Origin of the sequence: Kitasatospora sp. SC0581 (assembly GCF_048159585.1) — a bacterium.
In the GTDB taxonomy this organism is placed as follows: Bacteria; Actinomycetota; Actinomycetes; order Streptomycetales; family Streptomycetaceae; genus Kitasatospora.
Window position 1 is genome coordinate 239,778 of sequence record NZ_JBLRWA010000009.1, and the last position, 23,054, is coordinate 262,831.

At 74.0% G+C, this 23,054-nt stretch carries 19 protein-coding genes and 1 riboswitch; of the genes, 11 read left to right on the forward strand and 8 right to left on the reverse strand.

The genetic code is table 11. The annotated features are described in order from the left end of the window. Positions 1-2: 2 nt before the first annotated feature. A complete protein-coding gene (locus tag ACLWS4_RS17600; RefSeq protein WP_416874543.1) occupies positions 3-2,129 on the forward strand; it encodes a HelD family protein in 2,127 nt (708 codons plus the stop codon). Positions 2,130-2,169: 40 nt separating this feature from the next. Here the strand turns inward: ACLWS4_RS17600 and ACLWS4_RS17605 are convergent, their stop codons facing one another. The 3 genes from ACLWS4_RS17605 to ACLWS4_RS17615 form a co-directional block, all read right to left on the reverse strand. Then, entirely contained in the window at positions 2,170-2,625 is a 456-nt protein-coding gene (locus ACLWS4_RS17605) for a MarR family winged helix-turn-helix transcriptional regulator (RefSeq protein WP_049652396.1), read from the reverse strand. A gap of 84 nt (positions 2,626-2,709) precedes the next feature. Beyond that, entirely contained in the window at positions 2,710-3,126 is a 417-nt protein-coding gene (locus ACLWS4_RS17610; protein WP_049652398.1) for a DUF3037 domain-containing protein, read from the reverse strand. Beyond that, on the reverse strand, positions 3,123-3,878 hold the full coding sequence (locus ACLWS4_RS17615; protein ID WP_049652400.1) for a HipA family kinase: 756 nt from the start codon (positions 3,876-3,878) through the stop codon (positions 3,123-3,125). Before ACLWS4_RS17615 ends, ACLWS4_RS17610 begins: the two co-directional genes overlap by 4 nt. Before the next feature lie 191 nt (positions 3,879-4,069). Here ACLWS4_RS17615 and ACLWS4_RS17620 point away from each other — a divergent pair, with 191 nt between their 5' ends. Continuing rightward, positions 4,070-5,428 (forward strand): NAD(P)/FAD-dependent oxidoreductase, encoded by a 1,359-nt coding sequence (locus ACLWS4_RS17620; RefSeq protein WP_416874544.1) that lies wholly within the window; start codon positions 4,070-4,072, stop codon positions 5,426-5,428. Positions 5,429-5,491: 63 nt separating this feature from the next. Here ACLWS4_RS17620 and ACLWS4_RS17625 read toward each other — a convergent pair whose 3' ends face one another. Both ACLWS4_RS17625 and ACLWS4_RS17630 read right to left on the reverse strand, forming a co-directional pair. Continuing rightward, positions 5,492-6,730, reverse strand: coding sequence for a GDSL-type esterase/lipase family protein (locus tag ACLWS4_RS17625; protein WP_416874545.1), 1,239 nt, complete (start codon positions 6,728-6,730; stop codon positions 5,492-5,494). A 254-nt stretch (positions 6,731-6,984) separates the two neighbouring features. After that, positions 6,985-8,322, reverse strand: a complete 1,338-nt coding sequence (locus ACLWS4_RS17630) for an aminotransferase class I/II-fold pyridoxal phosphate-dependent enzyme (protein ID WP_416874546.1) — start codon at positions 8,320-8,322, stop codon at positions 6,985-6,987. Positions 8,323-8,356: 34 nt separating this feature from the next. On the opposite strand from ACLWS4_RS17630, the gene ACLWS4_RS17635 reads away from it, so the two are divergent. The 6 genes from ACLWS4_RS17635 to ACLWS4_RS17660 all read left to right on the forward strand — a co-directional run bounded on the left by ACLWS4_RS17635 (position 8,357) and on the right by ACLWS4_RS17660 (position 14,123). Further along, positions 8,357-9,028 (forward strand): pyridoxamine 5'-phosphate oxidase family protein, encoded by a 672-nt coding sequence (locus ACLWS4_RS17635; protein ID WP_049655499.1) that lies wholly within the window; start codon positions 8,357-8,359, stop codon positions 9,026-9,028. A gap of 14 nt (positions 9,029-9,042) precedes the next feature. Beyond that, entirely contained in the window at positions 9,043-9,780 is a 738-nt protein-coding gene (locus tag ACLWS4_RS17640) for an FMN-binding negative transcriptional regulator (RefSeq protein ID WP_074004471.1), read from the forward strand. Positions 9,781-9,897: 117 nt separating this feature from the next. After that, a complete protein-coding gene (locus ACLWS4_RS17645) occupies positions 9,898-11,310 on the forward strand; it encodes a sugar porter family MFS transporter (protein WP_074004470.1) in 1,413 nt (470 codons plus the stop codon). Positions 11,311-11,367: 57 nt separating this feature from the next. Further along, on the forward strand, positions 11,368-12,069 hold the full coding sequence (locus ACLWS4_RS17650; RefSeq protein WP_416874547.1) for a dienelactone hydrolase family protein: 702 nt from the start codon (positions 11,368-11,370) through the stop codon (positions 12,067-12,069). 163 nt (positions 12,070-12,232) lie between these two features. After that, positions 12,233-13,495 carry an MFS transporter gene (locus ACLWS4_RS17655; protein ID WP_234348529.1) on the forward strand — a complete coding sequence of 421 codons (1,263 nt, stop codon included), beginning with the start codon at positions 12,233-12,235 and terminating at the stop codon, positions 13,493-13,495. 100 nt (positions 13,496-13,595) lie between these two features. Then, positions 13,596-14,123 carry an HAD domain-containing protein gene (locus ACLWS4_RS17660; RefSeq protein WP_416874548.1) on the forward strand — a complete coding sequence of 176 codons (528 nt, stop codon included), beginning with the start codon at positions 13,596-13,598 and terminating at the stop codon, positions 14,121-14,123. Here ACLWS4_RS17660 and ACLWS4_RS17665 read toward each other — a convergent pair. Then, positions 14,101-14,889, reverse strand: a complete 789-nt coding sequence (locus ACLWS4_RS17665; RefSeq protein WP_049655508.1) for a CPBP family intramembrane glutamic endopeptidase — start codon at positions 14,887-14,889, stop codon at positions 14,101-14,103. The two genes, ACLWS4_RS17660 and ACLWS4_RS17665, sit on opposite strands and share 23 nt — an antisense overlap. Positions 14,890-14,984: 95 nt before the next feature. Further along, entirely contained in the window at positions 14,985-16,490 is a 1,506-nt protein-coding gene (locus ACLWS4_RS17670; protein WP_049655516.1) for a glutamate--cysteine ligase, read from the reverse strand. A gap of 378 nt (positions 16,491-16,868) precedes the next feature. Here ACLWS4_RS17670 and ACLWS4_RS17675 point away from each other — a divergent pair, with 378 nt between their 5' ends. Together ACLWS4_RS17675 and ACLWS4_RS17680 are read left to right on the forward strand one after the other, a co-directional pair. After that, positions 16,869-17,441 (forward strand): hypothetical protein, encoded by a 573-nt coding sequence (locus ACLWS4_RS17675; RefSeq protein ID WP_416874549.1) that lies wholly within the window; start codon positions 16,869-16,871, stop codon positions 17,439-17,441. 412 nt (positions 17,442-17,853) lie between these two features. After that, positions 17,854-18,045, forward strand: coding sequence for a DUF5999 family protein (locus ACLWS4_RS17680; RefSeq protein WP_049659119.1), 192 nt, complete (start codon positions 17,854-17,856; stop codon positions 18,043-18,045). Between the two features lie 118 nt (positions 18,046-18,163). Here ACLWS4_RS17680 and gcvP read toward each other — a convergent pair whose 3' ends face one another. Continuing rightward, a complete protein-coding gene (gene gcvP / locus ACLWS4_RS17685; RefSeq protein ID WP_074004467.1) occupies positions 18,164-21,064 on the reverse strand; it encodes an aminomethyl-transferring glycine dehydrogenase in 2,901 nt (966 codons plus the stop codon). Between the two features lie 237 nt (positions 21,065-21,301). Then, positions 21,302-21,405, reverse strand: a riboswitch (glycine riboswitch). A 151-nt stretch (positions 21,406-21,556) separates the two neighbouring features. On the opposite strand from gcvP, the gene ACLWS4_RS17690 reads away from it, so the two are divergent. After that, positions 21,557-22,831, forward strand: coding sequence for a PRC and DUF2382 domain-containing protein (locus tag ACLWS4_RS17690; protein WP_416874550.1), 1,275 nt, complete (start codon positions 21,557-21,559; stop codon positions 22,829-22,831). Positions 22,832-23,054: the final 223 nt, after the last annotated feature.

The following is a 23,054-nucleotide window of genomic DNA, read 5'->3' on the forward strand; positions in this document are numbered from 1 at the left end:
CGATGAGCGAACAGCCAGTGACCGCGCGGGACTCCAGCGCCCTCGCCGCGGCCCTGCGCACCGAGCAGGCCCACCTCGCCCGGCTCTACGCCCGGCTGGACACCGAGCGCGAACGGGCCCGCCGCACCGCCCACGGCGCCCACGACGGCGCCGGATCCGGTGGCACCCACCAGGCCCGGCTGGAGCGCGAGGTGCGCTCCCGCGAAGCCGCCCGCCACGCCGCCCGGCTGGAGGCGGTCGAGCGCGGCCTCTGCTTCGGCCGGCTCGACGAGCGCGACGGCACCGTCCACTACATCGGCCGTACCGGCCTGACCGACGAGACGTACGAACCGCTGCTGCTCGACTGGCGCGCGCCGGCCGCCCGCCCCTTCTACACCGCGACCCCCGTCCACCCCGGCCCGGTGGTGCGCCGCCGCCACCTGCACACCCGGGGCCGCACCGTCACCGGCCTCGACGACGAGGCGCTCGACCTCGCCGGGCTGGACGAGTCCGGCCGCCGCACCCTGGTCGGCGAAGCCGCCCTGCTCGCCGCCCTCGACCGCGAACGCACCGGCCGGATGGGCACCGCCGTCGCCACCATCCAGGCCGAGCAGGACCGGGTGATCCGCTCCCCGCTGCGCGGCGCCCTGGTCGTCCAGGGCGGCCCCGGCACCGGGAAGACGCTGGCCGCCCTGCACCGCGCCGCCTACCTGCTGTTCACCCACCGCGCCGCACTGGAGCGCCGGGGCGTCCTGGTGATCGGCCCCAACCCCGGCTTCCTGCGGTACATCGAGGAGGTGCTGCCCGCCCTCGGCGAGACCGAGGTGGTGCTCCGCACCGTCGCCGAACTCCTCCCCGGCCTCGCCGCCACCGGCACCGACGACCCCGCCGCCGCCTTCGCCAAGGGCGGCCCCTGGATGGCCGGGGTGCTCCGCGCCGCCGTGGCCGCCCACCAGACGGCCCCCGTCGAGGGCCTGGACCTCGGCGAGGGGCTGCGGGTCTCCGCCCGGGCCTGCGCCGAGGCCAGGGACGCCGCCCGCGGCCTGCGACTGCCGCACAACCGGGCCCGCGCCTTCTACCTGGGCACCCTGCTCGACGCCCTCGCGATCGGCCAGGCGCTCACCCTCGGCCGCCCGTACGACGACGAGGAGGCGCACTACGCCCCGCGCGAGCTGTGGGAGCGGCCGGACGTCCGCGCCGCGCTCGACCCGCTCTGGCCCCGGCTCACCCCGCAGCAGCTGCTCGAACGCCTGCTCACCGACCGGGAGTTGCTCGCCTCAGCGGCCCCCGAGCACGCGACCGCCCTGCTCCGCCCGCCCGGCTCCGAGTGGACGGCCGAGGACGTCCCGCTGCTCGACGAGGCCGCCGAACTCCTGGGCGCCGAGGGGCCCTCGGCCCCCACCGGTCAAGACCCGGACGAACTGGCCTTCGCCCAGGGCGTGTTGACCATCACCGGGCAGACCGACGACGCCCTGCTGGACTCCGCCGCGCTGGCCGAGCGCTTCCGCGACGACGGCCCGTACCGCTCCACCGCCGAGCGCGCCGCCGCCGACCGCACCTGGGCGTACGGCCACGTCGTCGTGGACGAGGCGCAGGAGCTGTCCGCGATGGCCTGGCGCGCCGTCCTGCGGCGCGTCCCGACCACCTCGCTCACCATCGTCGGCGACCTCGCCCAGACCGGCTCGCCCGCCGGCGCCCGCAGCTGGGCCGAGACGCTCGACCCGCACCTGCCCGGCCGCTGGCGCGAGGAACGGCTCACCGTCAACTACCGCACGCCGGAGCCCGTCATGACCCTCGCCGCCGCCGTGCTGCGCACCGCCGTACCCGGCCACCGGCCGCCCGAGTCCATCCGCCCGGGCACCGAGCGGCCCCGCGCGGTCCGCGTCCCGGCGGGCGGCTTCGCCGCCGCGCTCGCCCGGCTGCCCGTCGGCCCGGGCACCCTCGGCGTGATCGCACCGGACGCCCTGGCCGCGGAGCTGGACGCACTCACCGTCGCGGACGCCAAGGGGCTGGAATTCGACGCGGTCGTGGTGGTCGAGCCGGCCGCGCTCGCCCCGCGCGACCTCTACGTCGCCCTGACCCGGACCACCCGCTCACTCACCCTGCTCCACCACCGGCCGCTGCCACCGGAACTCGCCGGGCTGCTCTGACCGGGACGAAGCACTGGTGGCGTACGGGCGGCGCGGGGTCCTACTGCGCGCCGCCCGTACGACCGGCCAGCACCGGCAGCACCTGGGAGCAGATCGAGTGCAGGGCGATCCGCTGCTCGTCGGTCATCGCCTCGAAGGCCTGGTGGGTCCGGGCCATCTCGCCGCGGATGCGGTTCAGGATCTCCCGGCCCTCGGCCGTGATCACCACGATCTTCACCCGGCGGTCACCGGCCGCCGCCTCCCGGTTGGCCAGGCCCAGCGACTCCAGCCGGTCCACGATCCCGGTGACGTTCGAGGCGTCGCAGCCGAGCCTCCCGGCCAGCGCGCGCATCGGCACCGGCTCCTGCACCGCGCCCAGCGCCTTGGCCTGCGAGGAGGAGAGCCCGTGCCGGGCCGCGGCGGCCGCGAAGTCCTGGAAGTACGCGGCACCGACGGAGGCCAGCGCCTCCATCAACTCGGCGTTGGTCGGTACGGTCGTCGTCGCTGTCGAACCCATGGGGCCAGAGTACGACCAGGTGCTTCAGCAACTCAAGCTTTGACCACGGCAACCGTCCGCGAGCCGCCCCGGAACCCTCCGGTGTCAGAGCACCAGCTGGTCGAACAGCCGCCGGAGCTCCGCCTCCGGGTCCGCGGTCAGCCCGGTGTGCACCGGCCCCGGCTGGACGATCGCGCTGCGCGGCGCGGTCAGCCAGCGGAACCGCTGCCCGGCGCTGTCCCCCGCCGCCGGACCGGCCTGCGGGCCGCCGTGGCAGACCGCCTCGATCCCCTGCAGCGCCCGCCGCACGCCCTGCACGTCCGCCACCGGGTCCAGCGCCAGCAGCCGGGCCTGGTCCAGGTGGGTCCGGGCGGCCAGATGCGATTCCTGTCGGCAGTACAGCAGCACCCCGACGTTGACGCACTCGCCGCGCTCGACCCTCGGCACCGCGCGGATCACGGCGTACTCGTAGTCGTGCAGCTCGACGGTGGCCGGCAGCACGGACAGCGTGAACTCGGTCATGCGGGCACCTCCGGCAGCCAGTCGCGCGGACCGGCCAGTCGCTCGGTCAGCTGGGTCCGGTACGCGGCGCGCACCTCGTCGGGCGAGTCGAAGCCGAACTCGTCCACCAGCCAGACCTCGGGGATCTGCGCCACCGCGCCCTCGATCGCCGCCTCGGCGAGCGGCGCGAGCGCCTTGTCGGCCGCCGCCAGGTCCGGCCGGGCCCCCAGCAGCGCGTGGTCGGAGGCGTCGTACGGACGGCGGATCCAGGCGGCGGCACCCGGCCAGTTGTGGTGGAAGATCAGGCTCGCGCCGTGGTCGATCAGCCGCAGCCCGCCGGTCGCCACCAGCAGGTTGGGGTTGCGCCAGGAGCGGTCGACGTTGCCGATCAGCGCGTCGAACCAGAGCACCTGCCCGGCGAGCTCCGGATCCACCTCGAAGCAGAGCGGGTCGAAGTTGAGCGCGCCGCTGACGAAGGCCATCCCGAGGTTGGTCCCGCCGCTGGCCCTCATCTGGTCCTGGATCTGGTGGTCCGGCTCGCTGCGCGCGAGCACCGGGTCCAGGTCGACCGTCACCAGCTCCGGCACCGGCAGCCCGAGCCGCCGGCCGAGCTCCCCGGCCAGCACCTCCGCGACCAACGCCTTGCGGCCCTGCGCCGCACCGACCCATTTCAGCGCGTACAGCCGCCGATCGTCGGCCTCGACCAGGCCCGGCATCGAGCCGCCTTCTCGCAGTGGCGTCACGTACCGGATCGCCGTCACCTCGGGTAGCACGGCCGACAGCCTATCGGTGTCGCCGCCCTTTCCTCTCTCCCCCTCCCGCCGCCACCCCGTTCTCCCTCTTCTCCCTTTTCTCCCCGCCCTCCTCCACCCCACCCCCACGGCCCCGCCCCGGTGGCAGCCCCCGCTGCTCCGTGCGAGTGTGGCGGACAGTAATGGGGACCTTCACGGCAAAGGGATGAGCGATGGAACGACCTCGGATCCTGATCGTGGGCGGTGGCTTCGCCGGCCTGGAGTGCGCCCGCCGCCTCGAACACAAGCTGTCACCGTCGGAGGCCGAGATCTCGCTGGTCACGCCGTTCAGCTACCAGCTCTACCTCCCCCTCCTCCCCCATGTCGCGGCCGGCGTCCTCACCCCGCAGTCCGTGGCCGTCTCGCTGCGCCGTACGCTGCGCCGCACCCACATCGTCCCCGGCGGCGCCATCGGTGTGGACCCGGCCTCCAAGGTGTGCGTCATCCGCAAGATCACCGACGAGGTGGTGGCGCAGAAGTACGACGTCCTGGTGCTCGCCCCCGGCAGCGTCACCCGTACCTTCGACATCCCCGGCCTCACCGACTACGCCCGCGGCATGAAGACGCTCGCCGAGGCGGCCTACGTCCGCGACCACGTGATCGCCCAACTCGACCTCGCCTCGGCCTCCTTGGACCAGAAGGAGCGCGAGTCCCGGCTCCAGTTCGTGGTGGTCGGCGGCGGCTACGCGGGCACCGAGACGGCCGCCTGCCTCCAGCGCCTGACCACCGCCGCCGCCCACCGCTACCCGCGTCTGGACGCCCGGCAGATCAAGTGGCACCTGATCGACATCGCCCCGAAGCTGATGCCGGAGCTCGGCGACCCGCTCGGCGAGGCCGCCCTAGAGGTGCTGCGCGACCGCGGCATCGAGGTGTCGCTGGGCGTCTCGGTGGCCGAAGTCGGCGCCGAGACGGTCAAGTTCACCGACGGCCGGGTGCTCCCCTGCCGCACCCTGATCTGGACGGCCGGGGTGGCCGCGAGCCCGCTGATCGGCACCCTGGACGCCGAGACGGTCCGCGGCCGGCTCGCCGTGACGGCGGAGATGCGGGTGCCGCAGTTCGAGGGCGTGTTCGCGCTCGGCGACGCCGCCGCCGTCCCCGACCTCGCCAAGGGCGACGGCGCGGTCTGCCCGCCGACCGCCCAGCACTCCGCCCGTCAGGGCCGCGCGGTCGCGAACAACGTGATCGCCTCGCTCCGCAACCAGCCCCTGGAGCCATACTACCACAAGGACTTGGGCCTGGTGGTCGACCTCGGCGGCAAGGACGCGGTCTCCAAGCCGCTCGGCATCGAGCTGCGCGGGGTGCCCGCCCAGCTGGTGGCGCGCGGCTACCACCTGATGGCGATGCGCACCAACGCGGCCAAGTTCCGGGTGGGCGCCAACTGGCTGCTCAACGCGACCGCCGGCGACGACTTCGTCCGGACCGGCTTCCTCGCCCGCCAGCCCGCCCGGCTGCAGGACTTCGAGTACACCGACGCGTACCTGACGAAGGATCAGGTCATCGCGCACGCCCAGTCCCTGCTCGCCAAGGGCTGAGCACCGCGGAACGGCGGAACGGCGCCCCCACGGCCGAGGCCGCGGGGGCGCCGAACCGTGTGCTCACCGTGCGGTGAGGTACATCCCGCTCGCGTCCTGCCCGGCCGTGTTGCGGCACGCGTAGTCACCGCTCGGGCGCGCCCACAGCAGCGTCAGGCAGCGCCCGACCGCCTGCTGGCCGTAGTAGTTGGGGTGCATCGACTCCTGCAGCACGCCCTGCGTGGAGTTGAGGCCGCCGTCCAGGAAGCGCGCCCACTCGCTGGTGGTCGCGGACGGGCCGGAGCTCGCGGTCGGCTGCCGGGTGGCCGTCGAGCAGACCTCGCGGCCCTGCAGCATGTCCGACAGGTCCAGGAACTGCGCGCCCTTGGCGGCGGCGACGCCCGCCAGCGCCTGGGAGATCTGCGGCACCATCGAGTCGCGGGCCCAGTCGGCGTCGCCGTCCCAGAACGGGCAGCCGCCGGTGTTGGAGCGGGTCCAGCCGCTCTCCGGGTACCGCATCTCGGCGCCGCGCGGGATCGGCGACGGGTAGGACTGCAGCACCAGGCGGTAGTCCGACTGCGCGTAGCCGGCGCCGGTCATCACCGCGCGGATCTCGTCGATCGCCTTGCCGACCCCGGCCATCGCGGCGGGCATCTTGGCGTCGATCCCGGACTGCGCGGAGTCGTGGCAGTAGGAGTACCAGATCAGGTAGTCCTGCACGCAGGTGGAGATGACGTCCGAGAAGCCCAGGTCGTTGCCGCCGATCGACAGGGTGATCAGCTTGACGTTGTTCTGCCGTGCCACGGTGGCGAGTTGGTCGGCCTGTGGGGCCTCGCCCTTGAGCGACTGCCCGCCGTTGGCGGCACGGAAGACGTTGGCGCTGACGGCGCCGGAGCAGGCCAGGTCGATCTCGTTCTGGGCCCCGGTCGAGGCGCTGAGCACCTCGGCGACGTCCGAGCGGTCGCACCCGCTCGCGGCGGTGGCGCCGTAGACCCGCGAGGGGTCGTACGAACTGCCGGTCCAGGCCCGGTCGGTACCGTTGCGGCCGCCGCCGGTGCCGGCCGCGTTGCCCTTCCAGCGGCCGGCCTCGCCGGAGATGTAGCTGTCGCCGAGGGTGACGCTGGCGGTGGGCCCGGACGGCACGACAGCCGGTGCGGCCGGGGCGGACGGAGCGGCGGAGGCCGGCGAGGCGACGGCCAGCCCCGCGACGGCGATCGGGAGGGCCAGGGCCGCGGCGAGCAGCCGTCGGCCGGGGCGAGGGGCGCTGCCGGTGCTGCGGACACTGCGGGTGCTGCGGGCGCTGCTCGAACAGTTCTCGGGCACTGCGGAACTCCTGCGGCTCGGTCCTCCCGGGGAAACGGGGAACGGGAGGACGCCTGGGTGAGGGTGGGCCGCCGGCCGGTGGCGCGATGAAGATGACATGCGCGCGCCCACCACCGCTAGGCGTCTGCGGGAGGTTTCCGCTTTTGTTACCGCCGGGTTCAGACCAACCGGGCGGGCGACGCCCGGACGCCGCCCGCGGTTCACACCCGCCACACCTGCCCCACCCGCCCCGCACTCCAGGGCCCGACCACGACTCACACCAGCCGCGACCCGCCCCCGCCCGCCCCCAACACCGCCGCCAGGTCCTCCGCCAGCTCCCGCGCCTGGGCCGCGTCCAGCCGCGCCGTGGTGAACCGCAACCCGGGCGGCGACTGGATCCGGTACCGCGCGCCGGGCGCCGCGACCCAGCCGCGCTGCACCAGCGCCGCCAGCACCGAGGTCTCGTCCGGCACCGGCACCCAGACGTTCAGTCCGCTCCGTCCGTGCGCCGCGATCCCGCGCGCCGCCAGCTCGTCCAGCAGCGCGTCCCGCCGGGCCCGGTACGCGGCGGCCACCCGGTCGGCCGGCGCGGCGTCGCCGCTCCACAGCTCCGCGACGGTGCGCTGCAGCAGGTGGCTGACCCAGCCGGCGCCCAGCCGCAGCCGGCCGGTCACCCGTCCGATCGTCTCCTCGTCCCCGACCGCCGCCGAGACCCGCAGGTCCGGCCCGTACGCCTTGGCCGCCGAGCGCACCACCGCCCAGTGCCGGGTGCCCGCCCCGACCAGCGGGTGGTACGGCTGGTCGACCATGCCGTGCCCGTGGTCGTCCTCGATCAGCAGCACCCCGGGGTGCTCGGCCAGGACGGCCTTGAGCGCCTCGGCCCGCCGCGCGGTGAGCGCCGCACCGGTCGGGTTCTGCGCCCGGCTGGTGACCACCACGGCCCGGACGCCCTCGGCCAGCGCGGCGGCCAGCGACCCCGGCAGCGGGCCCTCGTCGTCCAGCCGGACGGGCACCTGCTTCAGCCCCAGCGCGGGCAGCAGGTCGAGCAGGCTGCCCCAGCCCGGGTCCTCGACGGCCACCGCGTCGCCGGGGCGCAGCCGGGCGCCGAGGATCCGTTCGACGGTGTCCAGCGAGCCGGAGGCGACGGCGATCGGGCCGCCGGGCAGGCCGTCGGCCTCGAAGGAGGCGCGGGCGAGCGCGAGCAGCCGCGGGTCGACGCCGGCGTGCCCATACAGCACGGGGTCGGTGCGCGCGGCCTCGGCGGCGGCCGCGAGGGCCTGGGCCAGGTCGGGCAGCAGGGCCGGGTCGGGGTTGCCGGTGGACAGGTCGCGGGCGTGCGGCGGGACGGGGATGCGGATCTGGTCGCGCGGGGTGAGCGCGGGTCTGGGCAGGATGCGGCTGCCCTTGCGGCCGGCCGTCTCGATCACGCCGCGGTCGCGCAGCAGCCGGTAGGCGGCGGCGACGGTGTTGGGGTTGACGCCCAGTTCGGCGGCGAGGTCGCGCAGCGGGGGCAGCGCGGTTCCCGGGGCGAGCTGCCCGCTGCTCACGCCCTGCTCGACGTGGGCCGCGATTTCGCTGGCGCGTCGCCCTTTCAGCGGATAGTCTCCTAGCACAAAGCTAAGTATGCACTAGTACATAGAGGATGTCATGTCGGCCAACCCGGAAGACTCGCCCAGCTACTCCCGCACCCCCAGGACCACCCCCACCCGCTACCGGGACCGGGCCACCTGGGAGCAGGAGGCGATCCACGCCATCCTCGACAGCGCCTACATCTGCCACCTCGGCTTCGTCGTCGACGGCGCCCCCGTGGTCCTGCCGACGATCTTCGCCCGGGTCGGCAGCCGGCTCTACGTCCACGGCTCCACCGGAAGCCGCCCGATGCGCAACGCCTCCGGCGAGCAGGGCATGCCGGTGTGCGTCACCGTCACCCAGGTCGACGCGCTGGTGCTGACCAAGTCCGCGTTCAACCACTCGGTGAACTTCCGCTCGGTGGTCGCCCACGGCACCGCGCACCAGGTCACCGACCCCGAGGAGCTGGACGTCGCGCTCGCCGCCCTGGTCGACCACGCGATACCGGGGCGCTCCGCCGAGGTCCGTCCGGCCAACGCCAAGGAGCTCGCCGCCACCGCCGTCGTCCGGCTGGAGCTGGACGAGGTCTCGGCCAAGACCCGGGAGGACGGCGCCGCCGACGACCCGGAGGACACCGGCCTGCCGTACTGGTCCGGGCTGATCCCGGTCACCACCGTGCACGGCACCCCCGAGCCGCACCCCGGCACCGCCGTCCCGCTCCCCGCGCACCTGCGCGGCTACCCCCGCTGACGGGAGGCCCACCCGTGCTGATCAGATCCTGGGACCGCGGCGACGAGGCCGAGTGGCGCGCCTGGCTGGCCGAGGGCCGCGACTTCGGCCTGCTCGCCGCCAACGGCGGCCCCGGCGAGGGGCCGGTGCTGGTCCCGACGCACTTCCTGCTGGACGCCGACCGCGGCGAGATCCTGCTCCACCTCGCCGCGCCCAACCCGCTGCTGGCCGCCGTCCGGGCCGACCCGAAGGTCACCCTCGCGGTCACCGACGGCTACGCCTTCGCCCCGGGCCACTGGCGCGGCGCACCGGGCACGCCCACCAGCTACTACGCCTCCGTCCACTTCCACTGCACCGCCGAGGTGGTGGAGTCTGCGGCCGGCAAGGCCGAGATCCTCAACCGCCAGCTGGCGCACTTCCAGCCCGAGACGCCGGAGGTCCGGGTGGTGCCCGGCGAGGGCGAGCTGGCCCGGCAGCTGCCCGGCCTGCGCGGGCTCCGGCTGACCGTCGACGAGGTGCGGGCCAAGTTCAAGTACGACGACAAGAAGCCCGCCGAGGCGCAGTACGCGATCGCCGACCGGCTCGCCGAACGCGCCGACGGCCGGGGGCGCGGCCGCGACCAGTACGCCGCCGCCCGGGCCCAGTTGCTCCGCCGTCACCGGCGGCGCACCGCCGAGCCGCGGGGCGCCGCCGGCCCCGTGGGCGACGCCCCGCGCGCCGACCTCCCTCGCACCGTCGACCGGCGCACCGAGCGGCCGCGCGCCGCCGACTGACCCCGGATCACCCGGTCGGCCGCCCCCTCGGGCAGGTCGGCCGCCGCGCTGCTCGAATGTGAGACGAGCCCTGCCCACTCGGCGTCAGAGCGGGCCCGTCCACCCCCGGGAGCGCGCGTGTCCTCAGTCAACAGCCAACGGGCGGCCGGCGAGGCCCACCTCGGCCACGTGGTGTTCATCTCGGCGGCCGCCGCCATGGGCGGCTTCCTGTTCGGCTACGACAGCGCGGTGATCAACGGCGCCGTGACGGGCATCCAGAAGCACTTCGGGGTCGGCCACGGCACCACCGCCTTCGTGGTGGCGATCGCGCTGCTCGGCTCGGCGGTGGGCGCGGTGATCGCCGGCCGGCTCGCCGACCGCCTCGGCCGGGTCCGCACGATGCTGCTGGCCGCCGCCCTGTTCGCGGCCAGCGGCATCGGCTCGATGTTCCCGCCGAACATCGAGACCCTCGCCACCTGGCGCGTGGTCGGCGGCATCGCGATCGGCATCGCCTCGGTGATCGCCCCGACCTACATCGCCGAGGTCGCCCCGACCGCGTACCGCGGCCGGCTCGCCTCCTTCCAGCAGATGGCGATCGTGCTCGGCATCACCGTCTCCCAGCTCGCCAACTGGGCCCTCAACCAGGCCGCCGGCGGCGAGTCCACCAACCACCTCGGCGGCATCCAGGCCTGGCAGTGGATGCTCGGCGTCGAGGCCATCCCGGCCCTGGTGTACGGGCTGATGGCGCTCGCCATCCCGGAGTCGCCGCGCTTCCTGATCGCCGACCACCGCGAGGAGCAGGCCCGCAAGGTGCTGGTCGAGGTCGAGGGCGAGGGCGTGGACCTGGACGCCCGGGTCGCGGAGATCCGCTCGGTACTGGAGTCCAGCCACAAGCCCCGGATGAAGGACCTGATGGGCGGCCGCTTCGGCCTGCTGCCGATCGTCTGGGTCGGCATCGGCGCCTCGGTGTTCCAGCAGTTCGTCGGCATCAACGTGATCTTCTACTACTCGTCCCTGCTGTGGCAGTCGGTCGGCATCAACGAGTCCAACTCGCTGCTGATCAGCCTCTCCACCTCGATCATCAACGTGATCGGCACGGTGATCGCGATGGCCCTGGTGGACCGGATCGGCCGCAAGCCGCTCGCCCTGGCCGGCTCGATCGGCATGGCGGCCGCGCTGGGCACCGCCGCCTGGGCGTTCTCCTACCGGGAGGGCACCGGCGACACCGCCACCCTGGACAACACCCACGCCACCGTCGCCCTGGTCGCCGCGCACGTCTTCGTGCTCTGCTTCGCCTTCTCCTGGGGCGTGGTGGTCTGGGTCCTGCTCGGCGAGATGTTCCCCAACCGGATCCGCGCGCTGGCGCTGTCCGTCGCCGCCTCGGCGCAGTGGATCGCCAACTGGGCGATCACCGTCAGCTTCCCGGACCTCGCCGACTGGAACCTCTCCGCGACGTACGTCATCTACGCGGCCTTCGCGCTGCTCTCCATCCCGTTCGTGGCCTTCTGCATCAAGGAGACCAAGGGACGCGCCCTGGAGGAGATGGGCTGACCCGGACCGCCCCGCCGAACTCCCGCCGCTCGCGGCCCGACCCACCGAGAGGAAGCCATGCCTGACCAGGGCGGCTCCCGGCAGAACGTCACCTTCCCGAGCAACGGCCGTACCGCGCACGGCTACCTGGCCCGCCCGCCGCAGGGCGTCGGACCGGGCCTGGTGGTGGTGCAGGAGTGGTGGGGCCTGACCTCGCACATCGCCGACATGGCCGACCGCTTCGCCGCCGAGGGCTTCACCGTCCTCGCCCCCGACCTGTTCGGCGGCGCCACCACCCACGACGGCACCGAGGCGGCCCGCTTCCGGCGCGAGCTGCCGGTCGACCGGGCGGTGGAGGACCTGGCCGGGGCGGTCGACCACCTGCTCGCGCTGGACGGCGTGGTCGGCGACGCGGTCGGCGTGGTCGGCTTCTGCATGGGCGGCGGCTTCGCCCTGCTGCTGGCCGCCCGGGCCGGCGACAGGGTGGCCGCCGTGGTCCCGTTCTACGGCCTGCCGCCCGACCCGGACTTCGACTACCGCGGCCTGACCGCCCACGTGCTCGGCCACTTCGGCGAGCTGGACGGCTCGATCCCGATGGCCGCCGTGGACGAGGCGGCGATCCGGATCGGCGAGGCCACCGACGTCCGCCCGGAGATCCACTTCTACCCGACCGGGCACGCCTTCATGAACGACGAGAACCTGATCGGCACCTACGACCCGCTCCAGGCCCGGATCGCCTGGCGCCGCACCGTCACCTTCCTCTGGGGCCACCTCGGCTGACGGGGCCGGCACAGCCGACGGGGCAGCCCTCGACGTTCGGGGCCACCTCGGCCGACGGAGCGGACTCGGCCGACGGGGCAAGCTCGGCTGAAACCCCACCCTCCCGACGCCCCGGTACGACAACCGGATGGACACCCGTACGCCCCCACGGCATAGTCTCCGGGTGCCGACCCCACCCTCACGCCGCTTCGCCTGGGCGAGCCGCAACTTCCGCATCCAGACCGCCGCCACCGTGGTCAGCGGCCTCGGCAACGCCGGCGCCCCCATCGCCACCGCCTTCGCCGTGCTCGGCACCGGCGGCACCACGACCGAGGTCGGCTACGTCACCGCCGCCCGGCTGGTGCCCACCGTCCTGCTGATGGTGGTCGGCGGCACCCTCGCCGACCGGCTGCCGCGCCACCTGATCATGGTCGCCGCCAACGTGTTCAGCGGGGTCTCCCAGGCCGTCCTGGCCGCCCTGGTGCTGACCGGTGACGTCCGGCTCTGGCAGATGCTGGCGCTCTCCGCGGCCGGCGGGGCCGGCTACGCCCTCTACTCCCCCGCCTCCGGCGGCATGATCATGCAGGCCGTCCCCCAGGAGCACGCCGCCCGCGCCTTCGCGGTCTTCCGGATGGGCCTCAACGCCTCCCAGATCGGCGGCGCCGCCCTCGGCGGGGCGCTCACCGCCCTCGTCGGCCCGGGCTGGGTGCTCGCGCTGGACGCCCTGTGCTTCCTGGTCGCCGCCGCCCTCCGCTTCTTCCTGGAGCCGGAGAAGGCCCCCGCGTCCTCCGGCAGCAGCATGCTGCGCGACCTGCGCGAGGGCTGGCGGGAGTTCGCCTCCCGCCGCTGGCTCTGGGTGATCGTGCTCCAGTTCTCGGTGCTGGTCGCCTGCATCAACGCGGTGGAGTCGGTGTACGGGCCGACCGCCGCCAAGGAGCGGCTCGGCGGGGCGGGCGCCTGGGGCCTGGCGATGGCCGCCTACGGCGTCGGCCTGGTGGCCACCGGCGTGCTGATGACGCGCTGGCGGCCGCGCCGGATCCTGCTGGTCGGCAACTGGGGGGTCTTCCTGTTCGGCGTGCCCGCCCTGGCCCTCGCCGCCGAGGTGCCGCTGCCGCTGCTGGTCGTCGCGATGTTCCTGTCCGGCGTCGGCGTCACCGTCTTCGGCGTCAACTGGATGGTCGCGCTCCAGCAGGAGATACCCGAGGAGATGTTCTCCCGGGTCACCGCTTACGACGAGCTCGGCTCCTACTCGCTGGCCCCGGTCGGCACCGCGCTGGCCGGCCCCGCCGCCGTGGCGCTCGGCCTGTCGGGCGCGCTGTGGGCGTGCGCCGCCGCCTGTCTGGTGCTCAGCGCGGTCGTCCTGCTGGACCCGCAGGTGCGCCGGCTGAGCCGTCGGGGCACGACGGACGCACCGGTGCCCGTCAGCGAGCCCGCGCCCGCTCCGTGAGCCCCCTGTGCGCCCCGCGTGCGCCCGCCCGTGGGCAACCGCCGGTGCGCGGGTGACGTCCGAAGTGTCAGGAAACACCACCGTCTCCGAGGGGCCACCGGTGCCGAAGCCACTGCTGTTCCTGGACGTCGACGGCGTCCTCAACCCGGTCCGCCCCCACCCGGACGCCGGGTTCGACACCCACACCCTGTTCGGCTACACCGTCCTGCTGTCCGCCCGGCACGGCACCTGGCTGCGCGAGCTCTCCGGAACGTACGACCTGGTCTGGGCGACGACGTGGGAGGAGAACGCGAACACCCACATCGCCCCGGCGATCGGCCTGGACCCGCTCCCGGTGGTCACCTTCACCGGCTACGTCCCGCGGCCCGGCGACCCGCGCGTCCCGCTGATGGAGCTGTTCTCCGCCGCCAAGTGGGCCCCGCTGCTGCGCTACGCCGCCGGCCGGCCGTTCGCCTGGGTGGACGACGTCATCCCGCCGCGGCTGGTCCGCCGCTCCCAGTTGCGCCGGGACCGCCTGCTGCTGCCCGTCGACCCCGGCGAGGGCCTGGAGCGCCGGCACGTCGACCGGCTGCTCGCCCGTCCGCCGCGCGGCCGGGCGCGGTCGCTCAAGGGGTCGGCAGCCAGCTGACGTGCCCGGCCAGCAGCGCGTACCCGACAAAGGCCACCGTGTCGATCAGCGCGTGCGCCACCACCAGCGGCATCACCCGCCCCCAGCGCCGGTACAGCAGGCAGAACACCGCGCCCATCACCATGTTGCCGACCAGCCCGCCGACCCCCTGGTAGAGGTGGTAGGAGCCGCGCAGCACCGAACTCGCGGCCACCGCCGCCGGCCAGGACCACCCGACCTGCCCCACCCGGCGCAGCAGGTAGCCGAGGACGACGACCTCCTCCAGGATCGCGTTCTGCCAGGCCGACAGCAGCAGCACCGGCACCCGCCACCACACGTCCGGCAGCCCGGACGGCGCCACCGTCAGGTTGTACCCGGCCGCCTGCGAGGCCAGGTAGAGCGCCAGCCCCGACCCGCCGATCGCGGCCGCGACGGCGGCGCCCCGCCCCAGGTCGCGCAGCTTCTGCCCGAGGTCGAAGCCCAGCACCCGCAGCGCGACGCCCTCGCGCACCAGCAGGTACCCGACCAGCACCACCGGCATCAGCCCGCGCCCGATGTAGTACAGCTGCCACACCAGGTCCAGCCAGGGCCGCCCGGGCGCCCGCGAGCCGTTCAGCGTGGCGACCTGCTGGCCGAGCTTGAGCGGTTCGGTGAGCGAGCCGGTGAAGCTGATCAGCGCGCTGATCCCGCTGGCCCCGAGCGAGAGGCCGAGGACGATCAGCAGTTCCGCGCCGAACAGCCGACGGGTGGGCTTCGCGGTCTCCGGCGCGGTCGGGACGGTGGTCACGGGGGCTCCAGCGGACGGGCGGTCGCTCCGGCCGTCGGCCGACCGCCGGAGCGATCATCCTGACACAGCCGCCGGACCGCCCCGACGGGGAGGGCTCAGCCCACCGGCCAGGTGTGCACCGGCTCGCCGCCGCGCATGAGTTCGGCGTAGCGCCTGGTCATCGCCGCGAGCGCGGCCGGCCGGTCCATCCCGTACTGCTCGCGCAGCCGGTGGAAGGTGGCGGTCTGCCAGGACGCGCCGTTGGTGCGGCGCAGGCAGCGCTGCTCGATGATGCCCAGGTAGCGGTCCCGGTCGGCGGGCTCCACGCCCCACTCGTCCAGCCCCTGGTAGGCCATCGGCAGCAGCTCGTTGAGCACCAGGTCGACCGCGGACACGGTCTGCAGCCCGCCGCCGCGCCCGGCCCGCCCCGAGCGCGGCCACTGGAACACCGCGTCGATGCCGTACCGGGCGCCCTGCTGGAAGTTCTCGTCCGCCCGCTCGAACGGCAGCCGGGTCCAGATCGGCCGGGGCTGCTCGGCCAGCACCCGCACCAGTCCGTAGTAGAAGGCGGCGTTGGCGAGCGTGTCGGCCACCGTCGGCCCGGCCGGTAGCGCCCGGTTCTCCACCCTCAGGTGCGCCACCCCGCCCGCGATGTCGTACACCGGGCGGTTCCAGCGGTAGATGGTGCCATTGTGCAGCCGCATCTCGGCGAGCCTGGGCGCGCCGCCGGAGGCCAGCACCTTCATCGGGTCCTCGTCGTCGCAGATCGGCAGCAGCGCGGGGAAGTACCGCAGGTTCTCCTCGAACAGGTCGTACGCCGAGTCCACCCAGCGCTCGCCGAACCAGGTGATCGGGCGCACGCCCTGGGCCTTGAGCTCCGCCGTACGGGTGTCACAGGCCTGTTGGAAGAGCACCGGACGGGTCTCCCGCCACAGCTCCCGCCCGAACAGGAAGGGCGAGTTGGCGCCGAGCGCGAGCTGCGGCCCACAGATCGCCTGGGCCGCGTTCCACACCGAGGAGAACCGCTGCGGGGTCACCTGGAGGTGCAGTTGGAGCGAGGTGGCGGCGGCCTCGGCCACCATGGTGATCGACTCCAGCTGGAGGTGCTCGACGCCCTCGATGTCCAGCGCGATGTCCTCCCCGCGGGCGGCCAGGATCTGGTCGCTGAGCAGGCTGTACCGCTGGTTGTGGCTCATCGCGTCCAGCCCGGTGTGGGCGTGCTCCAGGGTCGGCAGGATGCCCACCATGACGATCCGGGCGCCCGCCTCGGCCGCCTGCCGGTCGGCGTAGCGCAGCCCGGTGTCGATCTCCTCGCGCAGCTCCTCGAACACGTGGCCGCAGAGCCGGTGCGGCGTGATGTTGACCTCGATGTTGAAGCGGCCCAGTTCGGTCTGGAAGTCGCTGGAGCCGATCGCGCTCAGCACCTGCGCGTTGTTCATGGCCGGCAGGCCCTGCTCGTCGGCCAGGTTGAGCTCGATCTCCAGGCCCATCACCGCCCGCGGCCGGTCGAAGCGGTCCTCCCGGATCATCCGTCCGAGCACGTCCAGACACGTGTGGAGCTTGCGCCGGTAGAGCTGCCGGTCCGCCAGTTCCGCCCGAGTCGCCACGACCTTCTCGCCCACGGTCCCCTCCTCCAGAGCCACCCCGTCGAGCACCCGGTCGACCGACCGTGCAAGCATGATGCCCACCGCGAAGATCGATACCCGAACGTGCGTACTGGCTTGCAATGCAAGGCATCTGACGGAAAATCAGACGAACTGTGGACTTGCCCGACACCACAGCCTGTGATAAACAGATCACCCTGCGCACCTGTTCGAATTCGCACAGCGCTCCGGCCGGTCCGCCTCGCCCCGAAAGCCCTCGTCGAGGCGGCGACCGCGCCGGCACCGCGATCCTGCACAACCGGACACGGCCCGGCCCCGTCACCGACGACGCGTCGCCCCGCCACGCCGGTATGCCGCACTCGCACGCCGATCTCGCTTGGAGAGGCGGACCCCGCCATGACTCTGCAAACCCCCCAGCCCCCGCCGAGCGCCCTGCGCGCCGTCCTGGGCGCGCTCGACTCGGAGACCGCGCTGCGCCAGCCCGCCGCCGCAGCACTGCGCCATCCGACCGGCTCACTGCTCCCCGCCCACCCGCTCGCGGTGCACGTCCTGAACGGCCCGCGCCCGGAGCTGCCGGCCGCCCGCCGCACCGGCTGGCGCTTCCTGATCAAGGACGGCGCCGAGGTGGCCGCCGCCGCCGAGGTGGTGCAGAGCGCCGAGGGCCACAGCTTCTCCCACTTCACCGCCGGCCCCTACCTCGACTCGACGGTCCGGGCGCTGCGCGAGGCCTGGCAGCTCGCCCAGGGCTCCCGGACCCGCCGGCAGCCCCGGCTGCTGACCTTCCCCGGCCAGTACGCCACGGCGCTCTGGCTGCACAACCCCGACGCCGACCCGGACGGCGACCTCCTGATCCCTCTGGCCCCGGCCCCGCTCGGCGTCGCCGCGCACCGCGCCCGGCCCGCCGCCGAACTGCTGCCGCTGCTCGCCCGCGCCCCGCTCGCCGGGCCGCTGCTGCTCGGCACCTCCTGACCCGCCGACGCCCCACAGGCCGCCGGGCCCACCCGCCCGGCGGCCCTCGACCGCGCCCGCGCGCCCGCTCCCAAACCCTCACCCGAACGGTGACCACCCGTCCGGGCCATTCGGCATGGCCCCAACGGGCCATGTCCCGACTGACCCACCGGTGCGCCTTTTCCCGTCGGCCCCACCTGAACGGGTGATCTCTACCCGGGAGTTGTGGCGCATGTCACGAAATCCCTGCGCGCGGCTCCCGGGATGCCGACACTGGGAACCAGCGTGGAAGGACCCCCTGTCCTACCCACTTGGGCGCCGGCCCACACTTGGCCGGCGCGCGGACAGGATCCGACCACCGCGGCGGCCCCGGACGGCACCACCTCCGGCGACCGCACCACGGGGAGGATCGCAGAGCGAAGCGAGGGTACGCATGTGCCAGCACCGTCCTGAGTGCCCGACGGCCGAGTCCGAGGACCGCGAGGCGGCCGTATCGGTGGCCCGTCACCCGGAGCAGGGCTGGAGCCTGCTCTGCAACGGCGTCGTCCTGTTCGAGGACACCGGCGAACTGCTGCCCGACGGCCGGGTGATCGCCCCGCGCCGCCCCGTCGCCCACGCGGCCTGACCACCCGGTCCGACCGTACGGCGGGGGCAGCCGCCGACCAGCGCAGACGGGCAGGGCCCCGGCGGAGAACTCCGCCGGGGCCCTGCCGTCCGACCCGGACCACCTGGGCCCGGTCGGGTCAGACGCCGTACTCGTCCAGCGGCGGGCAGGAGCAGACCAGGTTGCGGTCGCCGTACGCGCCGTCGATCCGGCTCACCGGCGGCCAGTACTTGTCCGCCGGGTTCACGCCCGCCGGGAAGACCGCCTCCTGCCGCGAGTAGCCGTGCGCCCAGTCGCCGGCCAGCGTGGCGGCGGTGTGCGGGGCGTTGCGCAGCGGGTTGTCGTCGGCCGCCCACTCGCCCGAGCCGACCTTGTCGACCTCGGCCCGGATGGTGATCATCGCGTCGCAGAAGCGGTCGATCTCGTGCAGGTCCTCGGACTCGGTCGGCTCGATCATCAGCGTGCCGGCCACCGGGAAGGACATCGTCGGCGCGTGGAAGCCGTAGTCGATCAGGCGCTTGGCGATGTCGTCCACCGTCACGCCCGTCTCCTTGGTCAGCGGGCGCAGGTCGATGATGCACTCGTGCGCGACCAGCCCGCCCGGGCCGGTGTAGAGCACCGGGAAGTGCGGCGCCAAGCGCTTGGCGATGTAGTTGGCGTTCAGCACCGCGACCTGGGTCGCGTGCTTGAGGCCCTCGCCGCCCATCAGCCGGACGTACGCCCAGGAGATCGGCAGGATGGCCGCCGAGCCCCACGGCGCGGCCGAGATCGGGCCCACGCCGGTGGCCGGGCCGGCCTCCGGCTGCAGCGGGTGGTTCGGCAGGTACGGCGCCAGGTGGGCGCGCACCGCGACCGGGCCGACGCCCGGGCCGCCACCGCCGTGCGGGATGCAGAAGGTCTTGTGCAGGTTCAGGTGCGAGACGTCCGCGCCGAACTTGCCCGGCTTGGCCAGGCCGACCAGGGCGTTCAGGTTGGCGCCGTCCACGTACACCTGGCCGCCGGCCTCGTGCACCAGGGCGCAGATGTCGGTGATCTGGGTCTCGTACACGCCGTGGGTGGACGGGTAGGTGACCATCAGCACGGCGAGGTTGTCGCGGTGCTGCTCGATCTTCGCCTTCAGGTCCTCGACGTCCACGTCGCCGTCGACCAGGGTCTTCACCACGACCACGCGCATGCCGGCCATCACCGCGGAGGCCGCGTTGGTGCCGTGCGCCGAGGACGGGATCAGGCAGACGTCGCGCTGGGTGTCGCCGTTGGCGTGGTGGTAGGCGCGCACGGCCAGCAGACCGGCCAGCTCGCCCTGCGAGCCCGCGTTCGGCTGGATCGACACGGCGTCGTAGCCGGTCACCTCGACCAGCTGCTGCTCCAGCTGGCGGATCAGGGTCAGGAAGCCCTGGGCCTGGTCGATCGGCGCGAAGGGGTGCAGCTGGCCGAACTCCGGCCAGGTCACCGCCTCCATCTCGGTGGTCGCGTTGAGCTTCATGGTGCAGGAGCCCAGCGGGATCATGCCGCGGTCCAGCGCGTAGTCCCGGTCCGACAGGCGGCGCAGGTAGCGCAGCATGGCGGTCTCCGAGCGGTGGCTGTGGAAGACCGGGTGGGTCAGGTACTCGTCCTCGCGCAGCAGCGCGGCGGGCAGCGCGTCGGCGGCCTCGGCGACCTCGACGGCGGGGACGCCGAACGCGGCCCAGACGCCGGCCAGGTGCTCGCGGGTGGTGGTCTCGTCGGTGGAGACGGAGATCCGGTCCGCGCCGTCCTGGTGGACGTTGATGCCGTTGGCGCGGGCGGCGGCGGCGATCTCGGCGGCGCGGCCCGGGACGACGGCGGTGACGGTGTCGAAGAACTCGCCGTGCAGCAGCTCGACGCCGCCGGCCCGCAGGCCCTCGGCGAGGGCGGCGGCGTAGCGGTGGGTGCGGCGGGCGATGTCGGCCAGGCCGTCGGGGCCGTGGTAGACGGCGTACATCGAGGCCATCACGGCGAGCAGCACCTGGGCGGTGCAGATGTTGCTGGTGGCCTTCTCGCGGCGGATGTGCTGCTCGCGGGTCTGCAGCGCCAGGCGGTAGGCGCGGTTGCCGTCGACGTCGACGGAGACGCCGACCAGGCGGCCGGGCAGCGAGCGGGCGAACTCGGCGCGCACCGACAGGTAGCCGGCGTGCGGACCGCCGAAGCCCATCGGCACGCCGAAGCGCTGCGAGGTGCCGCAGGCGATGTCGGCGCCCAGCGAACCCGGGGACTTGAGCAGGGTCAGCGCGAGCAGGTCGGCGGCGACGGCGACGATCGCGCCCAGGCCGTGCGCCTGCTCGATCACCGCGGTGAGGTCGCGGACCACACCGGTGGCGCCCGGGTACTGGAGCAGCACGCCGAAGACGCCGCGCTCGACGATCTCGGCCGGGATGCCCTCGGACAGGTCGGCGACGACGACCTCGACACCGGTCGGCACGGCACGGGTGTTGATCACCGCGACGGTCTGCGGCAGGGTCTCGGCGTCGACCAGGAAGACGCCGCCCTTGACCTTGGTGACGCGGCGGGCCAGCGCCATCGCCTCGGCGGCCGCGGTGCCCTCGTCCAGCAGCGAGGAGCCGGAGGTCGGCAGGCCGGTCAGGTCGGAGACCAGGGTCTGGAAGTTGAGCAGCGCCTCCAGGCGGCCCTGCGAGATCTCCGGCTGGTACGGGGTGTAGGCGGTGTACCAGGCCGGGTTCTCCATGACGTTGCGCAGGATCACCGGCGGGGTGAAGGTGCCGTAGTAGCCCAGGCCGATCATCGGCTGGAGCACCTGGTTGCGGCCGGCCAGCTCGCGCAGCTCGGCGAGGACCTGGGCCTCGGTCCGGCCCGCGGGCAGGTCCAGGGCGGTGATGGAGCGGATCGCCTCGGGCACCGCGGTGGCGGCGAGCTCGTCCAGCGAGCCGTAGCCGACGGACGCCAGCATCTTCTCCTGCGCGGCGGCGTCGGGGCCGATGTGGCGGTTCTCGAAGGGGCTGGCCAGCTCAAGCTCGGTGAGGGTCGAGGCGCCGGTGGGGCGTCCCGCGTTCGGCTGGGCGTTCATGGTGGTCGAGGCCTCCTGGTCACGGACCGGCGGGGGTACGCACGCCGGCCGGCCTCGCCGCTGCGGACAGCGGACGAACCTGGGCGGGCGGACCCGACAGGCCTCCCCCTCTGTCATCGGGACCTGAGAGCTTCACCCGCACGGGGCGCTGTGGGCGCTCCGTCGGCTTGCACCGTCGGTGAGGGTGGTGATCGCCGGCTTCCGCGCCGACGCTCCTGCCCTGCTTTCCAGAGTGACCTACCCCACACGGTACGGATGCCTGAGAGATTCCGGGGAGGAGTTGCTCCTTCGGCGCTCCGACCAGCGGCTTTCGCAGTCGGAGACTCTCCCGAGCGGGCTCTGCGGTCGTCGCCCAGGGTACCAGCGGGAGGCCCCCCGATCACGGGTGCGTCAGGTCGTTCGGGGTCTACGCGCGTCCCCCGGACGGTCCAGCGCGCAGCCCGTCCGGCGCACCCCGCTCGCGTCCGTCCGATTCATGGCTTTTGGTGTGAAGTGGCGGACGGAACGGGTGCTCCGGCCGCCTTCCTGCGGGAGTTCCGCAAGCTCAGCGCACGGGAGGAAAGAGTGCAGACCGACATCGACCCCCGGGACCTCATCGGTCACAAGGCCGTCGACCGCAACGGAGACAAGATCGGCACGGTCGACGAGGTCTACCTGGACGACGCCACCGGCCGGCCCGAGTGGGCCGCGGTCCGGACCGGCATCTTCGGCCGGGACGCCTTCGTCCCGCTGACCACGAGCGAGTTCGCCGGCGACGAGCTCCGGGTGCCGTACGACAAGTCGCTGGTGAAGGAGTCGCCGGACTTCGGCGTCGGCCAGCACCTGTCCCCCGCCCAGGAGCTCCAGCTGTACCGCTACTACGGGCTCGACACCCCGATGGACGGCCGCCCGAGCCACGAGAACGGGAGCCGGCCCAAGCAGGCCGACCTCGACTTCGGCACCACGGCGGCGGCCGCCGCCGCCACGACGACCGCGGCGGCCCCGGCGAAGTCGCTCACGTTCCACACCCCCGAGCGCTCCCCCGAGCCCGTTCCCGAGCCCGCCCCGGCCAGAGCCCCCGTCGCCACCGCCCCGCCCACCGCCGCCGTCACCGCCGCGGTCACCGACAGCACCGGAACCGCCCCGGAGGCCGACATGCGGATGCTCAGCACCCCCGAGGCCACCACCGCCGCCCCGGCGGCCGCCCCCGTCGCACCCACCGTGGAGCCGAGGCCGCAGTCGCAGCCCGCCCCCGCGCCCGCGTCTACGCCCGCCCCGGCGGCGACCGTCGGCGCCGCGCACGCCGACGGCGCCCCGTCCGCCCCCAGCGGCCCGGTCGAGATCAACTGCCGCGAGGAGCGGCTGGAGGTCACCACCGAGTGGCACACCCTCGGCACCGCGAAGCTGCGCAAGTACGTGACGACCGAACAGGTCGAACGCCGCATCCCCGTGGTCCACGAGCGCGTCCGGGTCGAGCGGATGCCGGTCAGCGACGCCGAGCGCGCCACGCTCAGCGAGAAGGACATCGCCGAGGCCGTCGAGGAGGTCACCCTCCGCGAGGAGCGCGCGGTGGTCCGCAAGTACCTCGCGCCCGTCGAGCGGGTCCGCCTGGTCGTCGAGCGCTACACGACGGAGGAGGTGGTCCGGGAGGAGCTCCGCCGCGAGCACGTCGAGGTCCACGACACCACCGCCACCCAGAACACCTCCCCGGCCGGCTCGACCCCGCCCCCCGCCTCACCCCCCGCCGCCGACTCACCCCGCCCGGCCGCACTGCGCCCGCTCGTCTGACACCACCCGCGAAGAGGGGCCCCGGACACCGTCCGGGGCCCCTCTCGCACACCCACCGCAGGCACCCTCCCCACACCCGCCACCCCCACCACAGCCCTTGTCACGTACCCGACCGTTCACCCCTGCCAAAGCGCCCCTCGCCACACCCCCACCCGCCCGCCGCAGGCGCCCCTCCCTGCGCCCACCCCCGCCACAGCCCTTGTCACGTACCCGACCGTTCACC